This is a genomic window from Variovorax multivorans, assembly GCF_051216835.1.
Lineage (GTDB): Bacteria > Pseudomonadota > Gammaproteobacteria > Burkholderiales > Burkholderiaceae_C > Variovorax.
Map to the genome: position 1 here is coordinate 291,217 of NZ_JBPJZL010000004.1, position 11,691 is coordinate 302,907.

The following is an 11,691-nucleotide window of genomic DNA, read 5'->3' on the forward strand; positions in this document are numbered from 1 at the left end:
GGAAAGAAAGGGACAGGCGCCCGACTGTCCCCCGCGGCGGGGCCCTTGTGAAATACGCTTTTCGAGTTTTCTTATGCCGCCCGTTCCTATCCCTTACCGCCTGCCGCGCGCGTCCACCGGCCAGATGGCGACCAGCGTGCCGCCTTCGACCACGTGGTACGCGTCATGCAGATTGACTGTCGGGTCGCAGTGCGGCGTGATGAACTCCACGCGCGCGCCCAGCGCGGGCCGCTGCGCCTGCGAGCCCGGGGGCAGCATCAGCTTGCCGTGCTCGTCGCCGAAGAAGGCGTAGCGGCTCGATGCGTCGGCGCCTTTGGCCACCAGCGGCACGCCGCTGTCGGTCGAGAAGCACTTGGTGCCGCCGTCCACCGTTACCCAGTCGGGCGCATTCGTGCTGACCACCGCCGTCTGCACGAACAGCGAGACGTCGAAGGGCGAGGGCTCTTCGCCGCTGGCCAGCACGCTCGTGTATTCGGCGTCCATGAACACATACGAGCCCGCCTGCAGTTCGGTGAACGCGTTCTCCTGCGAATCGAGGTCGTGCGTGCCGGTACCGGCGCCCGTCACGATGTCGAAGTTCAAGCCCTGCCGCTTTGCCGCCGCGACGATGCCCGCCACGGTTTCGCGCAGGCCGGCGGCCGCCGCGCTGCGCTCTTCGCGAGACACGATGTGCTGCAGGTTGCCCGCATACGACTGCAGCCCGCGCAACCGCAGGCGCGGCTCGGCGGCGGCCAGCGCCGCCAGTTCGAGCACCTTCGCCTGCGTGGCGGCGCCGGTGCGGTTGTAGCCGGCGCCGTAGTCCACCAGCACGTCGAGCGGGTGCGTGAGTTCGCTTGCGGCGCGCGCCAGGTCGGCCAGGTTCTGCGGGTTGTCGACCACCACCATCACGTCGCCCGGACGCGCGCGTTGCGCCAGCTTGATGAGCCGCGCGATCTTGCTCGGCGTGACGGCGGGCGAAGTGATGAGCACGCCCGGAATGCCGCCCTGGACCATCACCTCCGCCTCGCCCAGCGTGACGCAGCTCACGCCGACGGCACCGGCTGCCACCTGGCGCCGCGCGATCTCGACCGACTTGTGCGTCTTCACGTGCGGGCGCAGGTTGACGCCGCGGGCCTTGGCAAAGGCAGCCATTCGTTCGATGTTGCGGGTCATCGCGGGCAGCTCGATCAGCAGGGCCGGGGTGTCCAGAAGATGGCGTCCGCCGGGAACGCCGATCAGCGGCGCGTTGACTTGCAGCAGGTCTTGGGGCATCGGGAAAAAGCCTTCGTGGAGGCGTTTTGTGGAGGAGATCGGGGCGAGATGATCGCACCGAAATGCCTGCCTCCTATCTGTCGGCCGGCGGGTTCGCCTTCAGCGCCGTCATCAACAGGCGCCCGGTGGTCTGCAGGTGCTCGGCGATGAGTGTCTGCGCGGCCTGGATGTCGCGGTTGAGCACTGCATCGAGCAGCGCCTGGTGCTCGGCTCCCACGTCTCGCGCCTGCTTCGACAGCGGCGCCGACAGCTGCCGGTAGCGTTCGCTCTGCTGGTAGAGCATCTGGTGCATGCGCAGCAGCCAGCCGTTCGGGCAGCCTGCAACCAGCGCGTTGTGGAACTCCGCGTGGCTCGCCGTCCATTCGGCGCTCAGCATCGTGGGCATGGCCGCGTCGCGCTCGGCCAGCCGCGAGAGGCGGTGGTGCGCCGAGACCACGCTGCCTTCCCAGGCGAGGTCGCCGTGGCGGATGGCTTCGGCCAGGCACAGCTTTTCGATCTCTATGCGCGCCTTCACCAGCTCTTCGAGGTCGGTCGCCGAAATAGGGCTCACGCGGTAGCCGCGCGCCGGCTCCGACACCACCAGCGCCTCGGCTTCCAGCATGGCGAGGCCTTCGCGCACCGCGCCGGCGCTCACGTCCAGCTCTTCGGCCAGCGCGGCGATGTTGAGCTTCGACCCCGGCAGCAGCCGCCCGCCCACGATGGCCGTGCGCAACTCGGTGAACACCTGGCGTGTCTGGCTCATGCCCTTCGTTTTTTCGTTCATTGCACTCCCGTCACCGCGAAAAACGGCCTGATGTTACTTGTTAACCCTAATGATCCATGGATGGCTAAACAATAGACTAACGTTGAAAGAATATATTATTTGTTCCAACATGGATAGCCGATTGGAGACATACGACATGGCCGATATCCAGCTTCGCACCCAGAAAAGCCCCGAGCGCGCGGCGTTGCACAGCGTGCATTCGCTCGATGCCTTCGTCTTCACCGTGCCCGATCTCGACGAGGCCACGCGCTTCTACGACGCCTTCGGGCTGGAGCCCCGAAGAGAGGGCGACCGGCTCGACCTGTACACCGCAGGCCACCCGCATGCCTGGGGCTCGCTGTACCAGGCGCCCGGGGTGAAGAAGCTGCAGTACTTGCGCTTCGCCTGCTTCGCGGAAGACTTCGACGCCATTGCCGCGCGCATCGAGCGCCTGGGCGTGCCGCGCTGCTCGCCGCATCCGCTGGGCGACGACCGCGGCCTGTGGGTGCTGCACCCGGAGGGTTTTCCGGTGCAGGTCGTCGTGGCCGCGAAGAGCGCGCCGGATGCGGGCAGCGAGCCTGTCGTCGCGCCGCGCCCGCCGGTGGGCACGGGCGCCTCGCCGAACCGCGCGCGCATTCCGAAGGTGCATCCGCGCCGGCTCTCGCACATCCTGATGTTCTGCGCCAAGGTGCCCGAGGCCTTGCGTTTCTATGAAGACGCGCTGGGCTTGCGCGTTACCGACCGCTCGGGCGACCTCATCGTCTTCATGCACGGCGCGCACGGCAGCGACCACCACCTGATTGCGATGGCGCATTCGAACGGCCCGGGCCTGCACCACCTGAGCTGGGACGTCGCGAACATCGACGAAGTCGGCCGGGGCATGGAGCAGATGTATGCGGCCGGCCACGTGCGCGGCTGGGGCGTGGGGCGCCACGTGCTGGGCTCGAACTACTTCCACTACGTGCGCGACCCGTGGGGCAGCTACTCGGAGTACTCCTGCGACATGGACTTCGTGCCCGGCGACTACGACTGGCGCGCCGCCGACCACCCGCCCGAAGACTCGTTCTACGCCTGGGGCCCGAAAGTGCCCGAGGACTTCGTCACCAATTTCGAGGTCGAGGCCACCAAGGCCTGAGACCGTTTCTTCTCTGCATCCGAATCACAAAGGAATTCCATGCGTCTCCTCGCCTTCAACCACAACGGCAAGCCGGCCCTCGGCCTGCGCCTCGGCCAGGAGGTCGTCGACCTCACAGCCGCTGGCCTGCCCGCCACGCTAGACGAACTTCTGCGCGCCGGCCCCGAAGCCATGGCCGCCGCGAAGAAGGCCGGCGACGCGGCCCGCGCGCGCCTGCCGCTGTCCGACATCGACTGGCTGCCGCCAGTGCAGTCGCCTTCCAAGGCCATTGCGGTGGGCCTCAACTACATCGACCACGCCGCCGAAAGCAAGTTCGACCCGCCGACCTACCCGGTGCTGTTCCATCGCTTTCCATCGTCGTGGGTCGGCCATAACCAGCCCATCGTGCGACCGCACGTGTCGACGCAGTTCGACTACGAAGGCGAACTGCTGGTGGTCATCGGCAAGGCCGGGCGCTACATCAAGAAGGGCGATGCGCTGAACCATGTGGCGGGCTACTCGGTGTTCAACGACGGCTCCATCCGCGACTACCAGTTCAAGTCGGCGCAATGGATGATGGGCAAGAACTTCGATCGCTCGGGTTCCTTCGGCCCCGAGTTCGTCACCGCCGACGAACTGCCCGCGGGCGCCACCGGCCTGAAGCTGCAGACGCGACTGAACGGCACCGTGCTGCAGGACGCCAACACGCGCGACATGATCTTCGACGTCGCCACGCTGGTGTCGGTGTGCTCCGAGCCCTTCGCGCTGCAGCCGGGCGACATCATCATCGCCGGCACGCCCTCGGGCGTGGGCCTGGCGCGCAAGCCGCAGATCTTCATGAAGGCCGGCGACGTGTGCGAAGTGGAGATCGAAGGCGTGGGCCTTCTTTCGAACCCCGTCGTCGACGGCGACTGAGCAGCGGCAGCAGCAGCACCAATGCCGCGCTGACCAAAACCAAAACAATTACGGAGACAAAAAATGAGCATCGATCGTCGTTCCTTCGTCGCGGCTGCCAGCGCTTTCGGTGCTCTCGGCACCAGCGCGCTGTTCAGCGGCACCGCCGCCGCGCAGCAGCCTTCGGGCAAGCCCATCCGCGTGGGCGGCACGCTGGCGCTCACCGGGCCGCTCTCGGCCACGGGGCTCGTGCACAAGCTCACGGGCGAGATCTACGTGGAGTCGCTCAACCAGCGCGGCGGCCTGCTGGGCCGGCCGGTGGAGTGGGTGCTGAAGGACGACCAGTCCAAGCCCGACCTCGCGCGCACGCTGTACGAGCAGCTCGTGACGGCCGACAAGGTCGACCTGCTCATCGGCCCGTATGCCACGGGCGCGATTCTTTCGGCCATGGGCGTGGCCCAGCGCTACAACAAGACGCTGGTGCACCACACCTTCGGCATTCCGAGCCTGGCCAAGTACGACCAGCAGTTTCCGGCGTGGTCGCTCGGCCCCGACCCCGAGAAGACGATGCCCGCCATGGTGATGGATGCGCTGGCCACCTCGCCCAAGCCGCCGAAGACCATCGCCATCGTCACCAGCAAGTTCCCCTCGGTGCACTTCGTGGCGCTGGGCGCGCGCGAGGTGGCGAAGCAGCGGGGCCTGAAGGAAGTGCTGTTTCTCGAGTGGGACTTCGGCAACCGCGACTTCGGCCCCATCGCCGGCCGGCTGAAGGAGGCCAACCCCGACTTCATCTGGAACGGCGCCATCGGCCTGGAGGGCAGCCAGCTGCTCGACGCAATGAAGAAGATCGACTACGCGCCGCTGCATCACTTCTATCACGTGCCCGCGCCCGCGCCGATGCTCAAGGCGCCCGAGGCCAACGGCGCGCTGGCCACCACCATCTTCGAAGACCATCCGCCGTTCACCGACAACCCGACGGCCGCCGAGTTCGTGAAGGTCTACCGCGAACGCGCGGCCAAGGCCGGCATGCCCGACACGGCGGTGGAGACGCAGGCGGCCGCGTCGTTCTCGGCCTGGCAGATCATCGAAGCCGCCGTGGTCGCCACCAAGGGCATCGACGACAAGGCCATGGCCACCTGGCTTCGCGCCAACAAGGTCGACACCATCCAGGGCAAGCTGCGCTTCAACGAGCGCGGCAACTTCGGCGACGACCTGGGCAAGGTGAAGCAGGTGCAGAACGGCAAGTGGGTAGTGGTGTGGCCGAAGGAGTGGGCCGCCCCCGGCGTGAAGCTGCAGACGCGCGGGGTGACCAGCTGATGAGCTTCCCCAGTGCCACGCTGCTGGCCCAGTCGATCCTGGCGGGCCTGTTCACCGGGGCGCTCTACGGCCTGCTGGGGCTCGGCCTCAGCCTGTCGTGGGGGATGCTGCGGCAGATCAACCTGGCGCACTTCGCGCTCGCCTTTCTGGGTGCCTATCTCACGTACGAACTGTCGAGCCACCATGGCGTCGATCCGCTGCTCACGCTGGTGGTGATCGTGCCGCTGTTCTTCGTGCTGGGCGTTGCACTGCACTGGGTGCTGACGCGCTTTCGGGTGAGCCCCTTCAACTCGCTGCTCGTGACCTTCGGCATTACCGTGATCATCGAAGCGCTCCTGCAGTGGACCTGGACGGCCGACTACCGCAAGCTCGAATCGAGCTACGCGGAACACAAGCTGCAGATCGGCCCGCTCTATCTGCCGGTGCCTGAGCTCATCACGCTGGCGCTGGGCGTGGGCATCTCGCTGGCGGTGTGGTTCGCGCTGCGCCGCACCGACCTGGGCAAGGCGATGCGCGCGGCGGCCGAAGACGCGCCCATCGCCGCGGCCTTCGGCGTGAACCAGAACGCGCTGGCGCTGATGCTCTCGGGTCTCAACGCGGCGCTGGCCGGCGTGGCGGGCGTGTGCATTGCGCTGGCGTACACGCTGTCGCCCTCGCAGATCTATGCGTGGATCGGCGTGGTGTTCGCGGCCGTGATGCTGGGTGGGCTGGGCCGCCCGCTCGGGCCGCTGATCGCGGGCTGCATCATCGGCGTGACCGAGGCCGTGACCATGACCGTCACCGCGCCTTCGTGGGCGCCGCTGGTGTCGTTCTCGCTGCTGATGTTCGTGCTGCTGGTGCGGCCGGGGAGGGTGGCATGAAGCGCTCGTTCCTGCTGATTCTTGCGGCCGGCGCGGGGCTTGCCGTGGTGCCGTGGCTCGGACTGCCGGCGTTCTACGAATCGATTCTGTACCTGGTGCTGCACTGGGTCGCGCTGGCCACCTCGTGGAACCTGCTGTCGGGCTACTCGGGGTATTTCTCGTTCGGGCACGGCGCGTTCTTCGGCATCGGCATGTACACCACGGCCACGCTGGCGACGCGCTTCGACATTCCGTTTCTCTGGACGCTGCCGGCCGCCGCCGTGGTGGCCGCGCTGTTCGGCACGCTGCTGGGCGCCGTGGCGTTCCGCGTGCAGGCGGTGCGCGCGGAGCTGTTCTCGCTGCTCACGCTGGCCGCCACCTTCGTGGTGGCGACCATCATCCTCAACACGCCCATCGACGGTGGGCCGGGCGTGTACATGAGCGCGGTGGCGGTGCCGCAGATCGGGCCGACGGCCTCGGGCACCTTCTACCTGCTGGCGCTGGGCGTGGCGGTGTTGACGGTGCTGGCTTCGCTGGCCGTGTACCACTCGCGCTTCGGCACCGGGCTGTTCGCCATTCATGACGACGAGGACGTGGCCGAGGTGATGGGCGTGCCCACGTACCGCTTCAAGCTCGGCGCCTTCGCGCTCTCGTGCGGGCTGGCAGGTGTGGTGGGCGGCGTGCATGCGCTCTTCGTGTCGTACGTGACCACGGGCGACACCTTCACCATCGCGATGCCGCTCACGGTGGTGCTGATGTCGGTGCTCGGTGGCACGCGCCACTGGGCCGGACCGATCGTCGGCGCGACGGCGATCACGCTGCTGCTGTATGCCTTCACGGGCGGCGACAGCGCGATCATCGGCAAGGGCCTGACGGGGCTGGTGCTGATCGTGGTGATCCTCTTCATGCCCGAAGGCCTGCTGGGGCAGGCGCTGAAGTGGTGGAACGCGCGGCGCGGTGCGCCTGCTGCTTCGTCCGCGCCGGTGCATGTGGCCGTGGCTGATGAAGTGAAGAAACCCGTCGGCATTACCGGCGAAGTGCTGCTGCGTGCCGAGGGCGTGCGCAAGTCCTTCAAGGGCGTGCATGCGCTGCGCGGCGTGAGCCTCGAGGTGCGGCGTGGAGAGATCCTCGGCCTGCTCGGGCCCAACGGCTCTGGCAAGTCGACCTTCATCAATGTTGCGAGTGGGCACTATGCGGTGACCGCCGGGGTCATCGAGTTCGGGGGGCGACGCATCTCGGGCGTGCCGGCGCACCGCATTGCGCAGGGCGGCATTGCGCGCACGTATCAGATCCCGCGTCCCTTCGCGCACCTGACGGTGCTGGAGAACGTGGCGCTGCCGGCGATGTTCGGCGCCGCCGCGCTCGACCGTCAGACGGCGGAAGGCGAGGCGTGGCAATGGCTGGCCTTCACCGGACTCACCGAGCGCGCGCACGCTTTGCCGGCGGAACTGAATCTGCACCAGCGCAAGTTCCTGGAGTTCGCGCGCGCACTGGCCTCGCGGCCGCAGGTGCTGATGCTCGACGAGGTGCTGTCGGGTCTCACGCCTTCGGAAATCGACGAGGCCGTGGCGCTCATCCGCCGCATTCGCGACCAGGGCGCGACCATCGTCTTCGTCGAGCACGTGATGCGCGCGGTGATGGCGCTGTGCGATCGCATCGTGGTGTTCAACCGCGGCGAGGTGCTGGCCGAAGGCTCGCCGCATGACGTGATGCAGCGGCCCGAAGTGGTGTCGGCCTACCTGGGCCAGGCCATGGAGCCGGAGGCGCCTGCCGCGCCTGCTGCCGCGTCGTCCGTGGCGGGTGTCGAAAGGGAGCTGGCCCATGCTTGAACTCGAATCCATCCGCGTCGCCTACGGGCAGGCCACCGCGCTGTGGGATGTGTCGCTTTCCATCGGCAAGGGCGAGCTGCTGTGCATCGTCGGGCCGAACAGCGCGGGCAAGAGCACGCTCATCAATGCGGTGGCGGGGCTGCACCGCATCAGCGCCGGCCGCATGCGCTTCGAGGGGCAGGACATCTCGCGCCTGGCGCCGCATCGCTTCTGCGCGCAGGGCATCGCACTGGTGCCCGAGGGGCGGCGCCTGTTCACCGAGATGACGGTGCGCGAGAACCTGGAGCTCGGCAGCTACCTGCGCGCGGCGCGCCTCGAACGCGCTCGCTCGATGGAACACGTCTGCACGCTGTTCCCGGCGCTGACGGAAAAGCTGGAGCAGCCGGCTGGCTCGCTCTCAGGCGGCCAGCAGCAGATGGTGGCCATCGGCCGCGCGTTGATGGCGCGCCCCAAGCTGCTGCTGCTCGACGAGCCTTCGCTGGGGCTGGCGCCGAGCATCGTGCTCGACATGTTCACCGCCATCCGGCGAATTCATGCCGACGGCATCGCGGTGCTGCTGGTGGAGCAGAACGTGGGCATGGCGCTCGACGTGGCCGAGCGCGCCGCGGTGCTGGAGGAAGGCCGCATCGTCGCGCTGGGCCGGCCGGACGAACTGATGGCGCGTCCGGAGCTGCGGCGCGCCTACCTGGGGCTGGATGCCGATGCCTCAGAGGGGGGCGCTATGCCGGGTGCGACGGCCCATGGTGCCCGGGCCGCCGCAGCGCCAGCCACCACAGCAGCGCGGCATTGATCGCCCAGCTGCCGGCCAACATCATCAGCGCCGTGTTCGCGACGCCGGGCGAGAGGTCGAGCGTCAGCAGGCTCAGCGACCACGGCAACCCGCCTGCGATGGCGACCAGCATGCCGGCCTCGCTGTCGGGCACGACGGCACAGGCCAGGATGCAGACGGCGCCGGTGACCGTGTAGATCAGTGCGGCGGCGCGCCATCCCGGGCGGTGGGGCGGTCGTGAATTTGCGGGCATGCCTTGAGCATCGCCGATCCCGCATCAAGCCGTGAAGGCCTGTTACGCGAAGGGGCGTAGTGTTTTGGCGACGCCGTGTTCAGTGGCTTGCCAACTTCTGCACGCTTGGGGCGATTGGTGCTTCGGGCAGCGCGGCTTCGACGCCGAGCGCCAGTGCCAGCAGCGGCGTGTCGGCGCCTTGCGCGCCGGTCAATTCCAGCCCGGCGGGCAGGCCGTTGGAGGTGAGGCCCATCGGCAGGCTCACCGCCGGCAAGCCCGCCATGCCGGCCGGGCCGGTGTTGCGGATGTAGGCCGAAAAAGCCGAAGTGGGGCGGCCGCACAGCGTCACTTCCACGTCTTCGCCGATGCGCGCGGCGGTCAGCGGGCTGGTCGGGAAGACGAGGGCGGCCAGGTCGTGCCGCGCAAAGCAATCGCGGTACGCCGCCTGCATGCGCGGGCGCAGGGTGTGCAGTGCGTGGGCGTAGGCCTCGGGTGTGATGGCGGTTGCGCCGAAGAGGCGCTCGAACAGCGGGTGCACGTCGGGGCTGACCACGGCGTCGGTGAGTGCGCGCGCGTCGAAGGGGCGGTCGTGTCGCGCGAAGTAGGCGGCCAGCGCGGGCAGGATCTCGTGCAGTGAGATCGTCATCGATCCTTCTTGAAACAACGCGCCGGCTTCGGCCAGGTCGCAAGGCACCAGCACGGCGCCGGCTGCGCACAGCAGCTCGAGGCGCTCGCGGGCCAACTCGACCACGGGCGGATCGACTTCTTCCCAGAAGTAGGCCTCGGGCACGCCAAGGCGCACGCCTGTGAGCGGTGTCGGGGCAATCTGCAGCGGTCCGCCGGCCACCGCGTGGTCGACCAGCACGCAATCGTCCACGCAGCGGGCCATGACGCCGGCGGCGTCGAAGGTCGGCGAAATCGGCACCAGTCCTTCGTCCGGCCAGCGGTGCACCGTCGGCCGGAAACCCACCAAGCCGCACAGCGCGGCCGGCACGCGCACCGAGCCGCCCGTGTCGGTGCCGATGGCTACCGGCGCGGCGCGCAGCCCCAGCAGCGCCGCGTTGCCGCCGCTGGAGCCACCTGTGACGCGCGTGGCGTCGAACGGATTGCGCGATGGCCCGAAGCCGTGGTTGTTGCCGGTAACGCCCTGCGACCACTCGTGCAGGTTCGTCTTGCCGAGCACCAGCGCACCCGCGTCGATCAGCCGGCGGGTCACGCCGGCGTGCACACGCGGCCGATGGTCCGCCATCCACGGGCTGCCGGCCGTGGTCGGCATGCCGGCAACGTCGATGTTGTCCTTGAAGGCCAGCGGCACGCCATATAGAGGCAGCGTTCCCGGCGCGGGGCGCGGTGCGGCATCGAGCGCGGCGGCGGCTGCGCGAAGCGCCGCGGGGTCCTGGTGGAGCAGGGCGCCGAAGGGTGCGATTGCGCTGGCGCGTTCCAGCAGCGCCTGCGCGTAGTCAGCGGCGCGCAGTTCACCGCGCGCCATCTGCCCGGCGGCCTCGCGGGCGGAAAGATCGGTCAGCGCATGGATTCGGTTCATGAAGGCTCGAAGTGGGGCGGAAGCTGCACTCCGGTGCATGTTTCGGGCCAATTCGCGCTTCTGGCGCCAGAAAACAGGCTGAAACTGCATGGCATGGATACTGCTTAAAGAGTTTTTTGTATCCATGAGGCCGTCCAATGTCTTTCAAGTCCTTGCGTATCCTGGCCGCCGTCGCAACGTCGATGGCTCTTCTGGCGGGCATGCCCGCGTCTGCCGCCGAGAAGGTCTCGTTGCGCCTCAAGTGGCTGGCGCAGGCGCAGTTCGCCGGCTTCTATGTAGCCAAGGCCAAGGGCTTCTATGACCAGGCCGGCCTCGACCTGACGATCAACCCGGGCGGCCCCAACCTGAACGTCGAGACGCTGGTCGCCTCGGGCAACGACACCTTCGGCCTGGCCGGCGGCACCGAGACCGTGCTGCTCGCCCGCGAGAAAGGCCTGCCGCTGGTCTGCATCGGCGTGACCGTGCAGAACACGCCCTTCACTTACGTGACATACAAGGACTCCGGCATCACCAAGGTGAAGGACTTCGCGGGCAAGAAGGTCGCGACCTGGTTCACCGGCACGCAGTACACGCTGTACTCGATGCTCGCCTCGGCCGGCGTGAAGCAGAGCGACCTCACCATCGTTCCCCAGTCGGGCTCCATGGCGCCCTTCGTCGAGAAGCAGTTCGACGTGGCCGCCGCCACCTACTACAACGAGCTCAACACGCTGAAGGAACAGGGCCTGGGCGACAAGCTCACGCTCATCAAGCCCGACGACTACGGCGTGGTCGTGCAGCAGGACACCGTGCTCGTGTCGGAGAAGTACCGCAACGAGAAGCCGCAGCAGGTGCAGGCCTTCCTGACCGCCACCATCAAGGGCTGGAAGTACGCGCTGCAGAACAAGAAGGAAGCCATCGACATCGTCATGGCCGCCGCCCCCAGCCTGAACCGCGCGCACCAGGAAGCCATGCTCGACGAGTTCGAGAAGCTCGTGAAGGCCGGCAAGGGCACCACCGACGGCATCCTCGCCATCGACCTGCCCACGGTGGAGAAGATGCAGGCGCAGCTCGTCGGCTACAAGGCGCTGAAGGCGCCGGCCGATCTGTCGAAGGCCTACGACGCCAGCTTCTGGACGCAGGTGCCCGCCGCCGACAAGAAGTTCTGAGCCGCATCGCCGCAGC

At 68.0% G+C, this 11,691-nt stretch carries 11 protein-coding genes; 7 read left to right on the top strand and 4 right to left on the bottom strand.

Features of this window, described 5'->3' with window-relative positions; genetic code table 11:
- Positions 1 to 93: 93 nt before the first annotated feature.
- Positions 94 to 1,251 carry a DSD1 family PLP-dependent enzyme gene (locus ACSFCA_RS11610; protein ID WP_435459605.1) on the bottom strand — a complete coding sequence of 386 codons (1,158 nt, stop codon included), beginning with the start codon at positions 1,249 to 1,251 and terminating at the stop codon, positions 94 to 96.
- Between the two features lie 73 nt (positions 1,252 to 1,324).
- Positions 1,325 to 1,993, bottom strand: a complete 669-nt coding sequence (locus ACSFCA_RS11615; protein WP_176928732.1) for a GntR family transcriptional regulator — start codon at positions 1,991 to 1,993, stop codon at positions 1,325 to 1,327.
- 157 nt (positions 1,994 to 2,150) lie between these two features.
- Between ACSFCA_RS11615 and ACSFCA_RS11620 the strand changes: the two genes are divergently transcribed.
- The 6 genes from ACSFCA_RS11620 to ACSFCA_RS11645 all read left to right on the top strand — a co-directional run bounded on the left by ACSFCA_RS11620 (position 2,151) and on the right by ACSFCA_RS11645 (position 8,776).
- The gene (locus ACSFCA_RS11620) at positions 2,151 to 3,128 is read left to right on the top strand and encodes a VOC family protein (protein ID WP_258349809.1); all 978 of its coding nucleotides are present in this window, start codon (positions 2,151 to 2,153) and stop codon (positions 3,126 to 3,128) included.
- A gap of 39 nt (positions 3,129 to 3,167) precedes the next feature.
- The gene (locus ACSFCA_RS11625; protein ID WP_258349808.1) at positions 3,168 to 4,022 is read left to right on the top strand and encodes a fumarylacetoacetate hydrolase family protein; all 855 of its coding nucleotides are present in this window, start codon (positions 3,168 to 3,170) and stop codon (positions 4,020 to 4,022) included.
- Positions 4,023 to 4,085: 63 nt separating this feature from the next.
- Complete coding sequence (locus ACSFCA_RS11630; protein WP_435459606.1) at positions 4,086 to 5,318, top strand: amino acid ABC transporter substrate-binding protein; 1,233 nt, start codon at positions 4,086 to 4,088, stop codon at positions 5,316 to 5,318.
- Positions 5,318 to 6,178 (top strand): branched-chain amino acid ABC transporter permease, encoded by an 861-nt coding sequence (locus tag ACSFCA_RS11635; protein WP_176928731.1) that lies wholly within the window; start codon positions 5,318 to 5,320, stop codon positions 6,176 to 6,178. Before ACSFCA_RS11630 ends, ACSFCA_RS11635 begins: the two co-directional genes overlap by 1 nt.
- Positions 6,175 to 7,986 carry a branched-chain amino acid ABC transporter ATP-binding protein/permease gene (locus ACSFCA_RS11640; protein ID WP_435459607.1) on the top strand — a complete coding sequence of 604 codons (1,812 nt, stop codon included), beginning with the start codon at positions 6,175 to 6,177 and terminating at the stop codon, positions 7,984 to 7,986. Before ACSFCA_RS11635 ends, ACSFCA_RS11640 begins: the two co-directional genes overlap by 4 nt.
- Positions 7,979 to 8,776: an ABC transporter ATP-binding protein gene (locus tag ACSFCA_RS11645; RefSeq protein ID WP_435459608.1), complete on the top strand. Its 798-nt coding sequence runs from the start codon at positions 7,979 to 7,981 to the stop codon at positions 8,774 to 8,776. The genes ACSFCA_RS11640 and ACSFCA_RS11645 overlap by 8 nt, the downstream gene beginning before the upstream one ends.
- Here ACSFCA_RS11645 and ACSFCA_RS11650 read toward each other — a convergent pair.
- Both ACSFCA_RS11650 and ACSFCA_RS11655 read right to left on the bottom strand, forming a co-directional pair.
- Positions 8,706 to 9,008 (bottom strand): hypothetical protein, encoded by a 303-nt coding sequence (locus tag ACSFCA_RS11650; RefSeq protein WP_258349803.1) that lies wholly within the window; start codon positions 9,006 to 9,008, stop codon positions 8,706 to 8,708. The genes ACSFCA_RS11645 and ACSFCA_RS11650 overlap by 71 nt on opposite strands.
- Positions 9,009 to 9,087: 79 nt before the next feature.
- Complete coding sequence (locus ACSFCA_RS11655) at positions 9,088 to 10,530, bottom strand: amidase family protein (RefSeq protein ID WP_435459609.1); 1,443 nt, start codon at positions 10,528 to 10,530, stop codon at positions 9,088 to 9,090.
- 137 nt (positions 10,531 to 10,667) lie between these two features.
- Here ACSFCA_RS11655 and ACSFCA_RS11660 point away from each other — a divergent pair, with 137 nt between their 5' ends.
- Entirely contained in the window at positions 10,668 to 11,675 is a 1,008-nt protein-coding gene (locus tag ACSFCA_RS11660) for an ABC transporter substrate-binding protein (protein ID WP_435459610.1), read from the top strand.
- The last annotated feature ends 16 nt before the right edge of the window (positions 11,676 to 11,691 follow it).